The organism is Escherichia sp. R1 (assembly GCF_003000935.1).
GTDB classification, from domain to species: domain Bacteria; phylum Pseudomonadota; class Gammaproteobacteria; order Enterobacterales; family Enterobacteriaceae; genus Escherichia; species Escherichia coli.
Window position 1 is genome coordinate 1 of sequence record NZ_PSRU01000022.1, and the last position, 19,872, is coordinate 19,872.

13 protein-coding genes are annotated in these 19,872 nt (G+C 52.2%); 8 read left to right on the top strand and 5 right to left on the bottom strand.

The features are described 5' to 3' along the window. The 5 genes from C4F37_RS22375 to lpdA all read left to right on the top strand — a co-directional run. Positions 1-216 (top strand): bacteriocin immunity protein (locus C4F37_RS22375; protein WP_100621426.1); only part of this gene is annotated, 216 nt, incomplete at its 5' end. 455 nt (positions 217-671) lie between these two features. Further along, positions 672-1,436 carry a pyruvate dehydrogenase complex transcriptional repressor PdhR gene (gene pdhR / locus C4F37_RS22380; protein ID WP_000331776.1) on the top strand — a complete coding sequence of 255 codons (765 nt, stop codon included), beginning with the start codon at positions 672-674 and terminating at the stop codon, positions 1,434-1,436. A 160-nt stretch (positions 1,437-1,596) separates the two neighbouring features. After that, positions 1,597-4,260, top strand: coding sequence for a pyruvate dehydrogenase (acetyl-transferring), homodimeric type (aceE, locus tag C4F37_RS22390; protein WP_000003820.1), 2,664 nt, complete (start codon positions 1,597-1,599; stop codon positions 4,258-4,260). Positions 4,261-4,274: 14 nt separating this feature from the next. Beyond that, on the top strand, positions 4,275-6,167 hold the full coding sequence (gene aceF, locus C4F37_RS22395) for a pyruvate dehydrogenase complex dihydrolipoyllysine-residue acetyltransferase (RefSeq protein WP_000963518.1): 1,893 nt from the start codon (positions 4,275-4,277) through the stop codon (positions 6,165-6,167). A gap of 324 nt (positions 6,168-6,491) precedes the next feature. Continuing rightward, a complete protein-coding gene (lpdA, locus tag C4F37_RS22400) occupies positions 6,492-7,916 on the top strand; it encodes a dihydrolipoyl dehydrogenase (RefSeq protein WP_000102485.1) in 1,425 nt (474 codons plus the stop codon). 241 nt (positions 7,917-8,157) lie between these two features. Here the strand turns inward: lpdA and C4F37_RS22405 are convergent, their stop codons facing one another. Next, positions 8,158-9,915: a DUF3300 domain-containing protein gene (locus C4F37_RS22405; RefSeq protein ID WP_001540711.1), complete on the bottom strand. Its 1,758-nt coding sequence runs from the start codon at positions 9,913-9,915 to the stop codon at positions 8,158-8,160. 354 nt (positions 9,916-10,269) lie between these two features. Here C4F37_RS22405 and acnB point away from each other — a divergent pair, with 354 nt between their 5' ends. Further along, positions 10,270-12,867 (top strand): bifunctional aconitate hydratase 2/2-methylisocitrate dehydratase, encoded by a 2,598-nt coding sequence (acnB, locus tag C4F37_RS22420; RefSeq protein WP_001303793.1) that lies wholly within the window; start codon positions 10,270-10,272, stop codon positions 12,865-12,867. Positions 12,868-13,041: 174 nt separating this feature from the next. After that, on the top strand, positions 13,042-13,404 hold the full coding sequence (gene yacL / locus C4F37_RS22425) for a protein YacL (protein ID WP_000384306.1): 363 nt from the start codon (positions 13,042-13,044) through the stop codon (positions 13,402-13,404). A 37-nt stretch (positions 13,405-13,441) separates the two neighbouring features. Here yacL and speD read toward each other — a convergent pair whose 3' ends face one another. The 3 genes from speD to C4F37_RS22440 all read right to left on the bottom strand — a co-directional run bounded on the left by speD (position 13,442) and on the right by C4F37_RS22440 (position 15,571). After that, on the bottom strand, positions 13,442-14,236 hold the full coding sequence (speD, locus tag C4F37_RS22430; protein WP_000734302.1) for an adenosylmethionine decarboxylase: 795 nt from the start codon (positions 14,234-14,236) through the stop codon (positions 13,442-13,444). A 15-nt stretch (positions 14,237-14,251) separates the two neighbouring features. Continuing rightward, positions 14,252-15,118 carry a polyamine aminopropyltransferase gene (gene speE / locus C4F37_RS22435; RefSeq protein ID WP_000818405.1) on the bottom strand — a complete coding sequence of 289 codons (867 nt, stop codon included), beginning with the start codon at positions 15,116-15,118 and terminating at the stop codon, positions 14,252-14,254. Positions 15,119-15,223: 105 nt separating this feature from the next. Beyond that, on the bottom strand, positions 15,224-15,571 hold the full coding sequence (locus tag C4F37_RS22440) for a YacC family pilotin-like protein (protein WP_001295568.1): 348 nt from the start codon (positions 15,569-15,571) through the stop codon (positions 15,224-15,226). 165 nt (positions 15,572-15,736) lie between these two features. On the opposite strand from C4F37_RS22440, the gene cueO reads away from it, so the two are divergent. Beyond that, entirely contained in the window at positions 15,737-17,287 is a 1,551-nt protein-coding gene (gene cueO / locus C4F37_RS22445) for a multicopper oxidase CueO (RefSeq protein ID WP_001540713.1), read from the top strand. 46 nt (positions 17,288-17,333) lie between these two features. Here cueO and gcd read toward each other — a convergent pair whose 3' ends face one another. Then, a complete protein-coding gene (gene gcd / locus C4F37_RS22450; RefSeq protein WP_001556761.1) occupies positions 17,334-19,724 on the bottom strand; it encodes a quinoprotein glucose dehydrogenase in 2,391 nt (796 codons plus the stop codon). Between the last annotated feature and the right edge of the window lie 148 nt (positions 19,725-19,872).

The window sequence follows — 19,872 nt, forward strand, 5'->3', positions numbered from 1 at the left end:
GCAACTAGCAAAGATAAATCCCTAAAAGGGAAAAAATTAGAAAAATATCTCGATACCTTAGTGGATCATTTCATTAAAATTACTGAACATCCTAAAAAGGGAGATCTCATTTTCTATCCTAATTCCCCAGAAGATGGTAAACCTGAAAACATCCTGAAAATCGTCAAAGAATGGCGGCGTTCGCAAGGATTGTCTTTGTTCAAAGATTCAGAATGAATTCTAAACAGAATCTGTCACCTGAAAATCATCACGTTCTGGTTAAGTGATGATTTTCGCTACGAGAAGGTTACGGTGGCGATTGCAGTGATAATAAGCAATGTAAAAAGAAAACATAGGTAAATACTACCTTTCTCTCCTTCCCTGAACATTCATTTTACATATTAATTCACATAATTGAATTGTTATGCGTTTTGTTGCTTGGTGAATCGGTTCAGAGGACATATTTTTTCGTTTCAATTCTGTTAATCTCACCCCTTGATGGGTAAATTTAACATTTGTGCATAGTTACAACTTTGAAACGTTATATATGTCAAGTTGTTAAAATGTGCACAGTTTCATGATTTCAATCAAAACCTGTATGGACATAAGGTGAATACTTTGTTACTTTAGCGTCACAGACATGAAATTGGTAAGACCAATTGACTTCGGCAAGTGGCTTAAGACAGGAACTCATGGCCTACAGCAAAATCCGCCAACCAAAACTCTCCGATGTGATTGAGCAGCAACTGGAGTTTTTGATCCTCGAAGGCACTCTCCGCCCGGGCGAAAAACTCCCACCGGAACGCGAACTGGCAAAACAGTTCGACGTCTCCCGTCCCTCCTTGCGTGAGGCGATTCAACGTCTCGAAGCGAAGGGCTTGTTGCTTCGTCGCCAGGGTGGCGGCACTTTTGTCCAGAGCAGCCTATGGCAAAGCTTCAGCGATCCGCTGGTGGAGCTGCTCTCCGACCATCCTGAATCACAGTATGACTTGCTCGAAACACGACACGCCCTGGAAGGTATCGCCGCTTATTACGCCGCGCTGCGTAGTACCGATGAAGACAAGGAACGCATCCGTGAACTCCACCATGCCATAGAGCTGGCGCAGCAGTCTGGCGATCTGGACGCGGAATCAAATGCCGTACTCCAGTATCAGATTGCCGTCACCGAAGCGGCCCACAATGTGGTTCTGCTTCATCTGCTAAGGTGTATGGAGCCGATGTTGGCCCAGAATGTCCGCCAGAACTTCGAATTGCTCTATTCGCGTCGCGAGATGCTGCCGCTGGTGAGTAGTCACCGCACCCGCATATTTGAAGCGATTATGGCCGGTAAGCCGGAAGAAGCGCGCGAAGCATCGCATCGCCATCTGGCCTTTATCGAAGAAATTTTGCTCGACAGAAGCCGTGAAGAGAGCCGCCGTGAGCGTTCTCTACGTCGTCTGGAGCAACGAAAGAATTAGTGATTTTTCTGGTAAAAATTATCCAGAAGATGTTGTAAATCAAGCGCATATAAAAGCGCGGCAACTAAACGTAGAACCTGTCTTATTGAGCTTTCCGGCGAGAGTTCAATGGGACAGGTTCCAGAAAACTCAACGTTATTAGATAGATAAGGAATAACCCATGTCAGAACGTTTCCCAAATGACGTGGATCCGATCGAAACTCGCGACTGGCTCCAGGCGATCGAATCGGTCATCCGTGAAGAAGGTGTTGAGCGTGCTCAGTATCTGATCGACCAACTGCTTGCTGAAGCCCGCAAAGGCGGTGTCAACGTAGCCGCAGGCACCGGTATCAGCAACTACATCAACACCATCCCCGTTGAAGAACAACCGGAGTATCCGGGTAATCTGGAACTGGAACGCCGTATTCGTTCAGCTATCCGCTGGAACGCCATCATGACGGTTCTGCGTGCGTCGAAAAAAGACCTCGAACTGGGCGGCCACATGGCGTCCTTCCAGTCTTCCGCAACCATTTATGATGTGTGCTTTAACCACTTCTTCCGTGCACGCAACGAGCAGGATGGCGGCGACCTGGTTTACTTCCAGGGCCACATCTCCCCGGGCGTTTACGCTCGTGCTTTCCTGGAAGGTCGTCTGACTCAGGAGCAGTTGGATAACTTCCGTCAGGAAGTTCACGGCAATGGCCTCTCTTCCTATCCGCACCCGAAACTGATGCCGGAATTCTGGCAGTTCCCGACCGTATCTATGGGTCTGGGTCCGATTGGTGCTATTTACCAGGCTAAATTCCTGAAATATCTGGAACACCGTGGCCTGAAAGATACCTCTAAACAAACCGTTTACGCGTTCCTCGGCGACGGTGAAATGGACGAACCGGAATCCAAAGGTGCGATCACCATCGCTACCCGTGAAAAACTGGATAACTTGGTCTTCGTTATCAACTGTAACCTGCAGCGTCTTGACGGCCCGGTCACCGGTAACGGCAAGATCATCAACGAACTGGAAGGCATCTTCGAAGGTGCTGGCTGGAACGTGATCAAAGTGATGTGGGGTAGCCGTTGGGATGAACTGCTGCGTAAAGATACCAGCGGTAAACTGATCCAGCTGATGAACGAAACCGTTGACGGCGACTACCAGACCTTCAAATCGAAAGATGGTGCGTACGTTCGTGAACACTTCTTCGGTAAATATCCTGAAACCGCAGCACTGGTTGCAGACTGGACTGACGAGCAGATCTGGGCCCTGAACCGTGGCGGTCACGATCCGAAGAAAATCTACGCTGCATTTAAGAAAGCGCAGGAAACCAAAGGCAAAGCGACGGTAATCCTTGCTCATACCATTAAAGGTTACGGCATGGGCGACGCGGCTGAAGGTAAAAACATCGCGCACCAGGTTAAGAAAATGAACATGGACGGCGTGCGTCACATCCGCGACCGTTTCAATGTGCCGGTGTCTGATGCAGATATCGAAAAACTGCCGTACATCACCTTCCCGGAAGGTTCTGAAGAGCATACCTATCTGCACGCTCAGCGTCAGAAACTGCACGGTTATCTGCCAAGCCGTCAGCCGAACTTCACCGAGAAGCTTGAGCTGCCGAGCCTGCAAGACTTCGGCGCGCTGTTGGAAGAGCAGAGCAAAGAGATCTCTACCACTATCGCTTTCGTTCGTGCCCTGAACGTGATGCTGAAGAACAAGTCGATCAAAGATCGTCTGGTACCGATCATCGCCGACGAAGCGCGTACTTTCGGTATGGAAGGTCTGTTCCGTCAGATTGGTATTTACAGCCCGAACGGTCAGCAGTACACCCCGCAGGACCGCGAGCAGGTTGCTTACTATAAAGAAGACGAGAAAGGTCAGATTCTGCAGGAAGGGATCAACGAGCTGGGCGCAGGGTGTTCCTGGCTGGCAGCGGCGACCTCTTACAGCACCAACAATCTGCCGATGATTCCGTTCTACATCTATTACTCGATGTTCGGCTTCCAGCGTATCGGCGATCTGTGCTGGGCGGCTGGCGACCAGCAAGCGCGTGGCTTCCTGATCGGCGGTACTTCCGGTCGTACCACCCTGAACGGCGAAGGTCTGCAGCACGAAGATGGTCACAGCCACATTCAGTCGCTGACTATCCCGAACTGTATCTCTTACGACCCGGCTTACGCTTACGAAGTTGCTGTCATCATGCATGACGGTCTGGAGCGTATGTACGGTGAAAAACAAGAGAACGTTTACTACTACATCACTACGCTGAACGAAAACTACCACATGCCGGCAATGCCGGAAGGTGCTGAGGAAGGTATCCGTAAAGGTATCTACAAACTCGAAACCATTGAAGGTAGCAAAGGTAAAGTTCAGCTGCTGGGCTCCGGTTCTATCCTGCGTCACGTCCGTGAAGCGGCAGAGATCCTGGCGAAAGATTACGGCGTAGGTTCTGACGTTTATAGCGTGACCTCCTTCACAGAGCTGGCGCGTGATGGTCAGGATTGTGAACGCTGGAACATGCTGCACCCGCTGGAAACTCCGCGCGTTCCATACATCGCTCAGGTGATGAACGATGCTCCGGCAGTGGCATCTACCGACTATATGAAACTGTTCGCTGAGCAGGTCCGTACTTACGTACCGGCTGACGACTACCGCGTACTGGGTACTGATGGCTTCGGTCGTTCCGACAGCCGTGAGAACCTGCGTCACCACTTCGAAGTTGATGCTTCTTATGTCGTGGTTGCGGCGCTGGGCGAACTGGCTAAACGTGGCGAAATCGATAAGAAAGTGGTTGCTGACGCAATCGCCAAATTCAACATCGATGCAGATAAAGTTAACCCGCGTCTGGCTTAAGAGGTAAAAGAATAATGGCTATCGAAATCAAAGTACCGGACATCGGGGCTGATGAAGTTGAAATCACCGAGATCCTGGTCAAAGTGGGCGACAAAGTTGAAGCCGAACAGTCGCTGATCACCGTAGAAGGCGACAAAGCCTCTATGGAAGTTCCGTCTCCGCAGGCGGGTATCGTTAAAGAGATCAAAGTCTCTGTTGGCGATAAAACCCAGACCGGCGCACTGATTATGATTTTCGATTCCGCCGACGGTGCAGCTGACGCTGCACCTGCTCAGGCAGAAGAGAAGAAAGAAGCCGCTCCGGCAGCAGCACCAGCGGCTGCAGCGGCAAAAGACGTTAACGTTCCGGATATCGGCAGCGACGAAGTTGAAGTGACCGAAATCCTGGTGAAAGTTGGCGATAAAGTTGAAGCTGAACAGTCGCTGATCACCGTAGAAGGCGACAAGGCTTCTATGGAAGTTCCGGCTCCGTTTGCAGGCACCGTGAAAGAGATCAAAGTGAACGTGGGTGACAAAGTGTCTACCGGCTCGCTGATTATGGTCTTCGAAGTCGCGGGTGAAGCAGGCGCGGCAGCTCCGGCGGCTAAACAGGAAGCGGCTCCGGCAGCGGCTCCTGCACCAGCGGCTGGCGTGAAAGAAGTTAACGTTCCGGATATCGGCGGTGACGAAGTTGAAGTGACCGAAGTGATGGTGAAAGTGGGCGACAAAGTTGCCGCTGAACAGTCACTGATCACCGTAGAAGGCGATAAAGCGTCTATGGAAGTTCCGGCTCCGTTTGCAGGCGTCGTGAAGGAACTGAAAGTCAACGTTGGCGATAAAGTGAAAACTGGTTCGCTAATTATGATCTTCGAAGTTGAAGGCGCAGCGCCTGCGGCAGCTCCTGCGAAACAGGAAGCGGCAGCGCCGGCTCCGGCAGCAAAAGCTGAAGCCCCGGCAGCAGCACCGGCTGCGAAAGCGGAAGGCAAATCTGAATTTGCTGAAAACGACGCTTACGTTCACGCGACTCCGCTGATCCGCCGTCTGGCACGCGAGTTTGGCGTTAACCTGGCGAAAGTGAAGGGCACTGGCCGTAAAGGTCGTATCCTGCGCGAAGACGTTCAGGCTTACGTGAAAGAAGCTATCAAACGTGCAGAAGCGGCTCCGGCGGCAACTGGCGGCGGTATCCCAGGCATGCTGCCGTGGCCTAAAGTGGACTTCAGCAAGTTTGGTGAAATCGAAGAAGTGGAACTGGGCCGCATCCAGAAAATCTCTGGTGCGAACCTGAGCCGTAACTGGGTGATGATCCCGCATGTTACTCACTTCGACAAAACCGATATCACCGAGCTGGAAGCGTTCCGTAAACAGCAGAACGAAGAAGCGGCGAAACGTAAGCTGGATGTGAAGATCACCCCGGTTGTCTTCATCATGAAAGCGGTTGCTGCAGCTCTTGAGCAGATGCCTCGCTTTAACAGTTCGCTGTCGGAAGACGGTCAGCGTCTGACCCTGAAGAAATACATCAACATCGGTGTGGCGGTGGATACCCCGAACGGTCTGGTTGTTCCGGTATTCAAAGACGTCAATAAGAAAGGCATCATCGAGTTGTCTCGCGAGCTGATGACTATTTCCAAGAAAGCGCGTGACGGTAAGCTGACTGCGGGCGAAATGCAGGGCGGTTGCTTCACCATCTCCAGCATCGGCGGCCTGGGTACTACCCACTTCGCGCCGATTGTGAACGCGCCGGAAGTGGCTATCCTTGGCGTTTCCAAGTCCGCGATGGAGCCGGTGTGGAATGGTAAAGAGTTCGTGCCGCGTCTGATGCTGCCGATTTCTCTCTCCTTCGACCACCGCGTGATCGACGGTGCTGATGGTGCCCGTTTCATTACCATCATTAACAACACGCTGTCTGACATTCGCCGTCTGGTGATGTAAGTAAAAGAGCCGGCCCAACGGCCGGCTTTTTTCTGGTAATCTCATGAATGTATTGAGGTTATTAGCGAATAGACAAATCGGTTGCCGTTTGTTGTTTAAAAATTGTTAACAATTTTGTAAAATACCGACGGATAGAACGACCCGGTGGTGGTTAGGGTATTACTTCACATACCCTATGGATTTCTGGGTGCAGCAAGGTAGCAAGCGCCAGAATCCCCAGGAGCTTACATAAGTAAGTGACTGGGGGGAGGGCGTGAAGCTAACGCCGCTGCGGCCTGAAAGACGACGGGTATGACCGCCGGAGATAAATATATAGAGGTCATGATGAGTACTGAAATCAAAACTCAGGTCGTGGTACTTGGGGCAGGCCCCGCAGGTTACTCCGCTGCCTTCCGTTGCGCTGATTTAGGTCTGGAAACCGTAATCGTAGAACGTTACAACACCCTTGGCGGTGTTTGCCTGAACGTCGGCTGTATCCCTTCTAAAGCACTGCTGCACGTAGCAAAAGTCATCGAAGAAGCCAAAGCGCTGGCTGAACACGGTATCGTCTTCGGCGAACCGAAAACCGATATCGACAAGATTCGTACCTGGAAAGAGAAAGTGATCAATCAGCTGACCGGTGGTCTGGCTGGTATGGCGAAAGGCCGCAAAGTCAAAGTGGTCAACGGTCTGGGTAAATTTACCGGGGCTAACACCCTGGAAGTTGAAGGTGAGAACGGTAAAACCGTGATCAACTTCGACAACGCGATCATTGCAGCGGGTTCTCGCCCGATTCAACTGCCGTTTATTCCGCATGAAGATCCGCGTATCTGGGACTCCACTGACGCGCTGGAACTGAAAGAAGTACCAGAACGCCTGCTGGTAATGGGTGGCGGTATCATCGGTCTGGAAATGGGCACCGTATACCACGCGCTGGGTTCACAGATTGATGTGGTTGAAATGTTCGACCAGGTTATCCCGGCAGCTGACAAAGACATCGTTAAAGTCTTCACCAAGCGTATCAGCAAAAAATTCAACCTGATGCTGGAAACCAAAGTTACCGCCGTTGAAGCGAAAGAAGACGGCATTTATGTGACGATGGAAGGCAAAAAAGCACCAGCTGAACCGCAGCGTTACGACGCCGTGCTGGTAGCAATTGGTCGTGTGCCGAACGGTAAAAACCTCGACGCAGGCAAAGCTGGCGTGGAAGTTGACGACCGTGGTTTCATCCGCGTTGACAAACAGCTGCGTACCAACGTACCGCACATCTTTGCTATCGGCGATATCGTCGGTCAGCCGATGCTGGCACATAAAGGTGTTCACGAAGGTCACGTTGCCGCTGAAGTTATCGCCGGTAAGAAACACTACTTCGATCCGAAAGTTATCCCGTCCATCGCCTATACCGAACCAGAAGTTGCATGGGTTGGTCTGACTGAGAAAGAAGCGAAAGAGAAAGGCATCAGCTATGAAACCGCCACCTTCCCGTGGGCTGCTTCTGGTCGTGCTATCGCTTCCGACTGCGCAGACGGTATGACCAAGCTGATTTTCGACAAAGAATCTCACCGTGTGATCGGTGGTGCAATTGTCGGTACTAACGGCGGTGAGCTGCTGGGTGAAATCGGCCTGGCAATCGAAATGGGTTGTGACGCTGAAGACATCGCACTGACCATCCATGCGCACCCGACTCTGCACGAGTCTGTGGGCCTGGCGGCAGAAGTGTTCGAAGGTAGCATTACCGACCTGCCGAACCCGAAAGCGAAGAAGAAGTAATTTTTCGTTTGCCGGAACATCCGGCAAATTAAGAAGCGGCTATTCTGGCCGCTTCAGATTGTTGATAAAGTGCTCGTGGTTGATGCCGGATGCGGCGTAAACGCCTTATCCGACCTACAAAATCATGCAAATTCAATATATTGCATGGCTTGTGTAGGCCCGATAAGCTTGCGCATCGGGCGATTCGATGTTTGTCATCAGTCTTAAGCGGCTAACAACGCCGCTTTTTTACGCCTGCAATTTACCTTTCCAGTCTCCTTGCTCCACGCTCAGACAACCGTTCGCGTACCGCTGACCGTTGCTCATTATTCAATCGGGCAGTATGGTTACTGTCGTTTAGACGCTGCGGGCGGCTCTCCTGAACTTTCTCTCGAAAAACCTGACGCTGCTCAGGCGAGGCAGACTGGATACGCTGACGTGCTGCATCTCTTTGCTGTTGATTCTGCGGGTTAGTCTGCATTTTCTCGCGAACCGCCTGGCGCTGCTCAGGCGACGCGGACTGAATACGCTGACGTGCCGCCTCTCTTCGCTGCTGGTTCTGTGGGTTAGTCTGCATTTTCTCGCGAGCCGCCTGGCGCTGCTCAGGAGAAGCCGACTGATAACGCTGACGAGCGGCGTCCTTTTGTTGCTGGGTCAGTGGCTGGCGACGGCTGAAGTCGCGGAAGTCGTCATAGCTCCCATTGTGTTCAGCTTCATTAAACCGCTGTGCCGCTGCCTGACGTTGGGTATCTCGCGTAATGACGGGGGCGGTGTGTGTTCGTTGCTGAAACTGACTTGCTGCCGCCTGACGCTGGCTGTCGCGTGTTGGAGCAGGTAACTGCGTGGCGCTCATTCCGCCGTTGACATCGGTTTGATGAAACCGCTTTGCCATATCCTGATCATGATAGGTCACACCATTACGGTAGTTTGGATTGTGCCGCCATGCCATATTCTTATCAGTAAGATGCTCACCGGTGATACGGTTGAAATTGTTGACGTCGATATTGATGTTGTCGCCGTTGTGTTGCCAGTCATTACCGTCACGATGACCGCCATCGTGGTGATGATAATCATCATCGTCATGATGATGATGGTCATGATCGTCGTCGTCCCAGTCGATGCTGCTGAATAGTGCGTATGTGGTAGCAACGCCCATGCTATAGCCGAATCCGCGCACAAAGCTGTCAACAAACGGTTCTCCGGCTGGCGGCGGCAGATAAACTGGCGGATAAGCGGTATTGGCCCAACTGCCGTAAACCACGTTTGGGTTGTAGTTCGGAATATAAACCACATCCGGATTGGCTGGCTCAATGGTTATTACGGTCGGTGCAGGTTCTGCGACGACGGGGCTGGACGTAGAAACGGTATTTGATTGTGTGGCAGGGGCGTTGGCGGGCTGATTTACCGGTACGACTTTTTTCGTTGTCGTGATGATCTTTTGTTCAGTTGATGACTTCAGCGAGCCGGTTTGTTGCGCCAGTTGCCGCAATCGCTGTACCGAGTCCATCACGTCCTGCGGCTGCGCCAGAAAAGCATCGCCCAGGTTTTGCACCCATTGCGGGTTTTCGCCCATCAATGCCATCAACTGTGGAAAGGCCACCAGTGATTTGACGCTGGCGTCCCAGGGCTGGTCAGATACCGCCTGAATAGCAGCATCGCCTTGTTTAAGTGGATTATCGTGCGACCATTGCACTGCTTGAGCAACGTTTGCCGGATAGGTTGATGCCATTAACACTTGTGAAAGCAGAGAGTCGGGGTATAGCGCGACAGGTGCAACCCATTGATCTATTTGCGCAGTGCTGAATGCGGATTTGACGACGGCAGGTGTTACAGGAGGCACGGAAACCGTTGCAGGAAGCGTAACTGCGGAGATGTCAGGCGCAGCCAGTTGTGTCGATTGCGGTTCCACAGGCGCTTCCACTGTGCGGCTTTTTATATATAGCCCGGTAGAGGCGGCACAAAGCCCGGCACTGCAAATTAGCGCCAGCACATGGGGTTTAAACGGCAAAGTCATTTTCATAATTCGGATCTCAAGGAAATCGCAATGGTCGGCGAACTGCCACCCGCAGGTGCTGTGAATCCGAGTATAAAGAGGCCGTAGTTTAAATTTTGACTAATCTTGGGATTCGTTGAGAAAGGTGATTATCACCATGCGAATTAACGAAGTTTTTACGGAGGGAAACATTCTCTAGACCATCCTTAACGATTCAGCCACTTTTTTATGTTGCTTTTTTGTAAACAGATTAACACATCGTCAAAATCCTGCTATTCTGCCCGTTGCGGTACTGGGCATTTACCCTACAAACTGCTGTCTCACAGGAGCGTGAAGAGAATCGCCTGCCGCACTATGACAATGAGAGCGAGGAGAACCGTCGTGCTAGAAGAATACCGTAAGCACGTAGCTGAGCGTGCCGCTGAGGGGATTGCGCCCAAACCCCTGGATGCAAACCAAATGGCCGCACTTGTAGAGCTGCTGAAAAACCCGCCCGCGGGCGAAGAAGAATTCCTGTTAGATCTGTTAACCAACCGTGTTCCCCCTGGCGTCGATGAAGCCGCCTATGTCAAAGCAGGCTTCCTGGCTGCTGTCGCGAAAGGCGAAGCCAAATCCCCACTGCTGACTCCGGAAAAAGCCATCGAACTGCTGGGCACCATGCAGGGTGGTTACAACATTCATCCGCTGATCGACGCGCTGGATGATGCCAAACTGGCACCGATCGCTGCCAAAGCACTTTCTCACACGCTGCTGATGTTCGATAACTTCTATGACGTAGAAGAGAAAGCGAAAGCAGGTAACGAATATGCGAAGCAGGTAATGCAGTCCTGGGCAGATGCCGAATGGTTCCTGAATCGCCCGGCACTGGCTGAAAAACTGACCGTTACCGTCTTCAAAGTCACAGGCGAAACCAACACCGATGACCTTTCTCCGGCACCGGATGCGTGGTCACGCCCGGATATCCCACTGCACGCGCTGGCGATGCTGAAAAACGCCCGTGAAGGTATTGAGCCAGATCAGCCTGGTGTTGTTGGTCCGATCAAACAGATTGAAGCTCTGCAACAGAAAGGTTTCCCGCTGGCGTACGTCGGTGACGTTGTGGGTACGGGTTCATCGCGTAAATCCGCCACGAACTCCGTACTGTGGTTTATGGGTGATGATATTCCACATGTGCCGAACAAACGCGGCGGTGGTTTGTGCCTCGGCGGTAAAATTGCACCCATCTTCTTTAACACGATGGAAGATGCGGGTGCACTGCCAATCGAAGTGGACGTCTCTAACCTGAACATGGGTGACGTGATTGACGTTTACCCGTACAAAGGTGAAGTGCGTAACCACGAAACCGGCGAACTGCTGGCAACCTTCGAACTGAAAACCGACGTGCTGATTGATGAAGTGCGTGCTGGCGGCCGTATTCCGCTGATTATCGGGCGTGGCCTGACCACCAAAGCGCGTGAAGCACTTGGTCTGCCGCATAGTGATGTGTTCCGTCAGGCGAAAGATGTCGCTGAGAGCGATCGCGGCTTCTCGCTGGCGCAGAAAATGGTAGGTCGTGCCTGCGGTGTGAAAGGCATTCGTCCGGGCGCGTACTGTGAACCGAAAATGACTTCTGTAGGTTCCCAGGACACCACCGGCCCGATGACCCGTGATGAACTGAAAGACCTGGCGTGCCTGGGCTTCTCGGCTGACCTGGTGATGCAGTCTTTCTGCCACACCGCGGCATATCCGAAACCGGTTGACGTGAATACGCACCACACGCTGCCGGACTTCATTATGAACCGTGGCGGTGTGTCGCTGCGTCCGGGTGACGGCGTAATCCACTCCTGGCTGAACCGTATGCTGCTGCCGGATACTGTCGGTACGGGCGGTGACTCCCATACCCGTTTCCCGATCGGTATCTCTTTCCCGGCGGGTTCTGGTCTGGTGGCATTTGCAGCCGCAACAGGCGTAATGCCGCTGGATATGCCGGAATCCGTTCTGGTGCGCTTCAAAGGCAAAATGCAGCCGGGCATCACCCTGCGCGACCTGGTTCACGCCATTCCGCTGTATGCAATCAAACAAGGTCTGCTGACCGTTGAGAAGAAAGGCAAGAAAAACATCTTCTCTGGTCGCATTCTGGAAATTGAAGGTCTGCCGGATCTGAAAGTTGAGCAGGCATTTGAGCTGACCGATGCGTCTGCCGAGCGTTCTGCTGCCGGTTGTACCATCAAGCTGAACAAAGAACCGATCATCGAATACCTGAACTCTAACATCGTCCTGCTGAAGTGGATGATCGCGGAAGGTTACGGCGATCGTCGTACCCTGGAACGTCGTATTCAGGGCATGGAAAAATGGCTGGCGAATCCTGAGCTGCTGGAAGCCGATGCAGATGCGGAATACGCGGCAGTGATCGACATCGATCTGGCGGATATTAAAGAGCCAATCCTCTGTGCACCGAACGACCCGGACGACGCTCGTCCGCTGTCTGCGGTACAGGGCGAGAAGATCGACGAAGTGTTTATCGGTTCTTGCATGACTAACATCGGTCACTTCCGTGCTGCGGGTAAACTGCTGGATGCGCACAAAGGTCAGTTGCCGACCCGCCTGTGGGTGGCACCGCCAACGCGTATGGACGCTGCACAGCTGACCGAAGAAGGCTACTACAGCGTCTTCGGTAAGAGTGGTGCTCGTATCGAGATCCCTGGCTGTTCCCTGTGTATGGGTAACCAGGCGCGTGTAGCAGACGGTGCGACGGTGGTTTCCACCTCTACCCGTAACTTCCCGAACCGTTTGGGGACGGGCGCGAATGTCTTCCTGGCTTCTGCGGAACTGGCTGCTGTTGCGGCGCTGATTGGCAAACTGCCGACGCCGGAAGAGTACCAGACCTACGTGGCGCAAGTAGATAAAACTGCCGTTGATACTTACCGTTATCTGAACTTCAACCAGCTTTCTCAGTACACCGAAAAAGCCGATGGGGTGATTTTCCAGACTGCGGTTTAAAAAGTCAGCGCACGCGCTGCGCATAAACGACACAATGCCCGGTGAATGAGATTCCCGGGCATTTTTTATTTCTAAACCATCGCCGTTCCGCTGTTTTTCTCCGGTAAGGCTGCGATAATTACATCAATGGCGCAATGCGATTTCGGCGCATTGCCGGGAGCAGAGGAACACACTATGGATTACGAATTTCTGCGCGATATTACCGGAGTGGTAAAGGTGCGTATGTCCATGGGGCATGAAGTGGTCGGGCACTGGTTTAATGAAGAGGTGAAAGAAAACCTGGCCTTGCTTGATGAAGTGGAACAAGCGGCGCACGCATTGAAAGGTAGCGAACGATCCTGGCAGCGGGCAGGGCATGAATACACTCTGTGGATGGACGGTGAAGAGGTGATGGTTCGCGCCAATCAACTGGAATTCGCTGGCGATGAAATGGAAGAGGGGATGAACTACTACGATGAAGAGAGCTTGTCGCTGTGCGGCGTTGAGGATTTTCTTCAGGTGGTGGCGGCTTACCGTAATTTCGTGCAGCAGAAGTAAGTAAATCAGGCGGAGCCTCCGTGCTCCGCCTGAGACGTTAAACAGCGGGCATATTGCGCCCGTAATAAATCTCGCGCATTTCTTTCCACAGCGCAGCGGTAATTTCCTGGCGCTCGCTGTCGGTTAAATCTTCCGGTTTGGTGTGGAACATGTAGTGCTTAAGGTCGAACTCTTTAAGCAACATCTTGGTATGGAAGATATTTTCCTGATAGACGTTTACATCCACCATGTCATACAGCGCCTTCATATCTTCGGACATAAAGTTCTGAATCGAATTAATCTCATGGTCGATAAAGTGCTTCATACCGTTAATGTCGCGGGTAAAACCGCGCACGCGATAATCAATAGTCACAATATCGGACTCAAGCTGGTGGATCAGGTAATTCAGCGCCTTCAGCGGAGAAATCACGCCGCAGGTAGAGACTTCAATATCGGCGCGGAAGGTACATAAACCGCCTTCAGGATGACTTTCCGGGTAGGTATGTACGCAAATATGACTTTTATCGAGATGGGCAACGACCGTTTCTGGCAGTGGGCCGGGGTGTTCTGTTTTGTCGATGAGTTTCGGGTCAACCGGTTCTTCACTCACCAGAATAGTGACGCTGGCACCCTGTGGTTCGTAATCCTGGCGGGCGATGTTAAGAATATTGGCCCCGATAATGGAACAGGTTTCTGACAGGATTTCGGTCAGACGGTTGGCATTATAGAGTTCATCGATATAAGCAATATAACCGTCGCGCTCTTCGGTAGTTTTGGCGTAGCAGATATCGTAAATACAAAAACTCAGACTTTTGGTCAGATTATTAAAGCCATGCAGTTTCAGTTTTTTCAATTTCTTATCTTCTCCTTAGGACGGCTGTGAAGCCAGTGCATCTTGCAGATACTGGGGTAAGGCAAAAGCTGCCGTATGGACTGCCGGATTGTAATAACGGCATTTCAGGCCAGAAGCGAGAAAACGCGCCTGAATAATTTCGGTTGAGAGATGGCGTAAGGCGTCGTTATCTGTCGCCCATGCAAAGGTCATGATGCCGCCGTAATAGGTCGGGATCGCCGCCTGATAAAAGCCAACATCGCTGAAGTAATGGCTGAGTTTGCGATGACTGTCGATGGCCTCTTCCTGCTGTAAAAAGCAGACGCCGTTTTGTGCGACGAAGATACCGCCAGGATTCAGGCAACGTTTGCAGCCTTCATAAAATGCAGAAGTAAACAGACTTTCGCCGGGACCGATAGGATCGGTGCAGTCGGAGATAATGACATCAAAGGTCTGGTTGGTTTGATTAACGAAATTGACACCATCGTCGATCACCAGTTTAAAGCGCGGATCGTCGTAACTACCGGCGTTATGGTTGGGAAGATACTGACGGCAGAACGACACGACACCCGCATCGATTTCCACCATCGTGATTGACTCAACGTTTTTATGTCGGGTTACTTCACGCAGCATGGCACCGTCGCCGCCGCCGATAATCAGCACATGTTTCGCGTGACCGTGGGCCAGTAGCGGAACATGGGTCATCATCTCATGATAGATAAACTCGTCACGCTCGGTGGTTTGTACTACACCATCCAGCGCCATTACGCGACCAAATGCGGCGTTCTCAAAAATGATCAGATCCTGGTGATCGGTCTTTTCATGATACAGAACGTTATCTACCGCAAAGTACTGCCCAAACTGGTCGTGTAGCGTTTCATGCCACTGTTTTTTTTCGGCCATGGGTTGATACCTCCTTTGTTAACACCCGTAAAAAAATGGCGCAACATAATAGCTAACATTGACCGCGGATGCACGGTCAATATTTCTACAAAAAGGTATCAGGGATTATTTGACGTAGGCAAGCAGGCTTAAGGAATCGCGAGCCAGGGCTTTGCACTTTTTAGCGACGGGAATGCCAATGCCGCTGAGATCGCGGTAGCTGTCTTCACCGAGGGCTTTCATGTCGAAGGTGTCGTAATTACTGAGATCCCACTGGTTTTGCTGGGCGAAAAAGACCAGCGCGCGACGAATTTGCCCGTTAGGTAAGTTCTGGTAACCACAATCGTTCTTCAGAAAAACAAAAACTGCCGTTAAATCGGCCATATCTTCGGCTTCAGACTCGCTGAGCGCGTAACTGTTTGCGCAAACGGCCATCAGGCTGCCGAATAACACTGTTCTGAAAAACGTCTTCATTGCTTCTACCAGGGGCTTAAAGAAGATAAACGTTAGCACACTGCGAGCGAGGCGACGACCATTATTGTCGATTAAATTGTGTCTGCGGCTTGACCTTCCCGTAAGGGGAAGGACTATGCTCAACGTTTGATTTTGTTTCGCCTGCTTAAGAATAAGGAAATAACTATGCAACGTCGTGATTTCTTGAAATATTCCGTCGCGCTGGGTGTGGCTTCAGCCTTGCCGCTGTGGAGCCGCGCAGTATTTGCGGCGGAACGCCCAACGTTACCAATCCCTGATTTGCTCACGACCGATGCCCGTAATCGCATTCAGTTAACTATTGGCGCAGGTCAGTCCACCTTTGGCGGGAAAACCGCAACTACCTGGGGCTATAACGGCAATCTGCTGGGGCCGGCGGTGAAATTACAGCGTGGCAAAGCGGTAACGGTTGATATCTACAACCAACTGACGGAAGAGACGACGTTGCACTGGCACGGGCTGGAAGTACCGGGTGAAGTGGACGGCGGCCCGCAGGGAATTATTCCGCCAGGTGGCAAGCGCTCGGTGACGTTGAACGTTGATCAACCTGCCGCTACCTGCTGGTTCCATCCACATCAACATGGCAAGACCGGACGTCAGGTGGCGATGGGGCTGGCTGGTTTGGTGGTGATTGAAGATGACGAGATCCTGAAATTAATGCTGCCAAAACAGTGGGGTATTGATGATGTCCCGGTGATTGTTCAGGATAAAAAATTTAACGCTGACGGGCAGATTGATTATCAACTGGATGTGATGACCGCCGCTGTGGGTTGGTTTGGCGATACGTTGCTGACCAACGGTGTAATCTACCCGCAACACGCTGCCCCGCGTGGCTGGCTGCGCCTGCGTTTGCTCAATGGCTGTAATGCCCGCTCGCTCAATTTCGCCACCAGCGACAATCGCCCGCTTTATGTGATTGCCAGCGACGGCGGTCTGCTACCTGTACCGGTGAAGGTGAACGAGCTGCCAGTGCTGATGGGCGAGCGTTTTGAAGTGCTGGTGGAGGTTAACGACAACAAACCCTTTGACCTGGTGACGCTGCCGGTCAGCCAGATGGGGATGGCGATTGCGCCGTTTGACAAGCCGCATCCGGTAATGCGGATTCAGCCGATTGCCATTAGTGCCTCTGGTGCTTTGCCAGACACATTAAGTAGCCTGCCTGCGTTACCTTCGCTGGAAGGGCTGACGGTACGCAAGCTGCAACTTTCTATGGACCCAATGCTCGATATGATGGGGATGCAGATGCTGATGGAGAAATATGGCGATCAGGCGATGGCCGGGATGGATCACAGCCAGATGATGGGCCATATGGGGCACGGCAATATGAATCATATGAACCACAGCGGGAAGTTTGATTTCCACCATGCCAACAAAATCAACGGTCAGGCGTTTGATATGAATAAGCCGATGTTTGCGGTGGCGAAAGGGCAGTACGAACGTTGGGTTATCTCTGGCGTAGGCGACATGATGCTGCATCCGTTCCATATCCACGGTACGCAGTTCCGTATCTTGTCAGAAAATGGCAAACCGCCAGCGACGCATCGCGCAGGCTGGAAAGATACCGTTAAGGTAGAAGGTAATGTCAGCGAAGTGCTGGTGAAGTTTAATCACGATGCACCGAAAGAACATGCTTATATGGCGCACTGCCATCTGCTGGAGCATGAAGATACGGGGATGATGTTAGGGTTTACGGTATAAAAAGACCGTATTCGGAAATATGCCCGGATCTCTCCGGGCATTATGGTTACTTCACATCATCCGGCAGCGCATAAGCCACAATATAGTCGCCCATCTTCGTACCAAATGAACCGTGACCGCCTGCGGAGATCACCACATACTGCTTGCCATTCACTTCATAGGTCATTGGCGTAGCCTGACCACCCGCTGGTAAACGACCCTGCCACAGTTTTTCACCGTTGCTCATGTTGTAAGCGCGCAGGTAGTTATCTGCCGTAGCGGCGATAAACAGCACGTTACCCGCCGTGGAGATTGGCCCGCCAAGCATCGGCATACCCATATTGAACGGCACCGGTACAGGCATCGGGAATGGCATACTGTCCTGCGGCGTACCAATACGTTTCTTCCACACCACTTCATTGGTTTTCAGATCCAATGCCGAGATATAGCCCCATGCTGGCTGTTTACATGGCAGACCAAACGGTGAGAGGAACGGGTTGAGCGTGACGCCATACGGTACACCGTACTGCGGCTGGATGCCGGATTCCGTACCCGTGCCTTTGGCATCTTTCGGCTGTTCCATCGGGTTACCAGGACCGCGTGGGATCAGTTTCGAAACAAACGGCAGTGCCATTGGGTTGGCAATCGCCACTTCACGATTCGGATCAACGGAAATCCCGCCCCATTCGAACATCCCCAGGTTACCCGGGAAGACCAGCGTACCCTGTTCAGATGGCGGCGTGAAAATGCCTTCATAGCGCATCTGGTGGAACATCACGCGGCACACCAACTGGTCAAACATGGTGGCTCCCCACATATCCGCACCGCTCAAATCTTTCGTCGGACGGAAGCTCAGTTCCGAGAAGGGTTGAGTAGGGGTCACGTAATCGCCTTTAGCAGCACCTTGGGGAACCGGTTTTTCCGGGGCAGGAACCACCAGTTCACCATTGCGACGATCGAGCACAAAAATGTTGCCGGTTTTCGCCGGAGCATAAATGACCGGCACTTTCTGACCATTAACGGTGATGTCCGCCAGCGTCGGCTGTGCCGGAAGATCCATATCCCACAGGTCGTGGTGAACGGTCTGGTAGCTCCACGCCAGTTTCCCGGTAGTGGCATTCAGCGCCAGAATCGAGCTGGCATAACGTTCCTGTTCCGGTGTGCGATTACCGCCCCAGATATCTGGCGTGGTCACGCCCATCGGCAGATAGACCAGATCCAGCTTCGTGTCATAGGCCGCTGGTGCCCACGAGTTTGGTGAGTTAAAGGTAAAGGTATGTTCGTCAGACGGGATCGCATTCGGATCTTTCGCGCCCGGATCAAAAGCCCACAGCAGCTCCCCGGTGTTGACATCAAAACCACGGATCACGCCAGACGTTTCGCGGGTTGAGAAGTTGTCGGTGACTGAACCGGCCATCACGATGGTTTTATCGGTGATAATCGGCGGCGAAGTCGGCTCATACAGACCCGGTTTGGTGTCCGGCATATTGCTTTGCAGATTGAGCACGCCTTTATTGGCGAAGGTTTCGCACAGCTTGCCGTTTTCAGCGTTAATCGCAATCAGACGACCATCATTGACCGGAAGAATGATACGACGCGGGCAATCCGCCATCACTTCCGGCGAAGCAGTTTCTGCTTTGGCTTCATGATAAGAGACGCCACGGCAGGTTACATGCTGGAAGGACTCGTTGGTTTTCAGCTCAGGATCGTAATGCCATTTCTCTTTACCGCTGGCGGCATCCAGCGCAAACAGACGTTGATGCGCGGTACACAGGTAAAGGGTGTCGCCCACTTTAATTGGCGTCACTTCATTGGTGATTTCGCCCGGATCGTTCGGCTGCTTCACATCGCCAGTACGGAACACCCAGGCTTCTTTCAGCTTGTGGACGTTATCAGCGTTAATTTGCTTCAGTGGTGAAAAGCGTTGACCTTCCTGATTGCGACCATAGGCAGGCCAGTCCTGATCGGCAACGGGGGAGATGGCTTCTGCTGGCGTGGTATCGGCGCTTAAGGTGCCGCTGATTTCCTGCGGATCGTTAAATCCGGCCCAGGTCAGGATACCACCGCTAATCAGCAGTGCGACCACCAGTGCGGCAACTGCGCCGCTGGCAGGAATGACCAGGCGACGCCAGACAAACGGCAGGATCAGCCAGATGCCGAAGAAGACCAGAATGTCGCTGCGCGGAGTCAGCGCCCAGAAGTCGAAACCAACTTCCCAGACGCCCCAAATCATAGTGCCGAGCAGCAGGGCTGCGTACAGCCAAAGCGCGGCGCGTTTACTGCGCCACAGCATCCAGGCGACGCCGAGCATCACAAGGCCAGCGATAGGGTAGTACCAGGAGCCGCCAATCGCGACCAGCCAGCCTCCGCCAATGAGTAGATACAGCCCGCAAAGCGCTGCAAAAAGGGCTGTTAGCGTGACGAGTAATCGCCGCGAGCCGGTATTGTTAATTGCCATAAATAGACACCATTTCAATTCATTAATATTTTAGTAGCAATTAATTATAGGTTTTAACATGTGTGATCGTCATCACAATTCGAGCTTTATTAACAGATTCCGCGAATGAATAGTTTTACTGGTATACTGCGTGTCTTGCGCTTTGTTG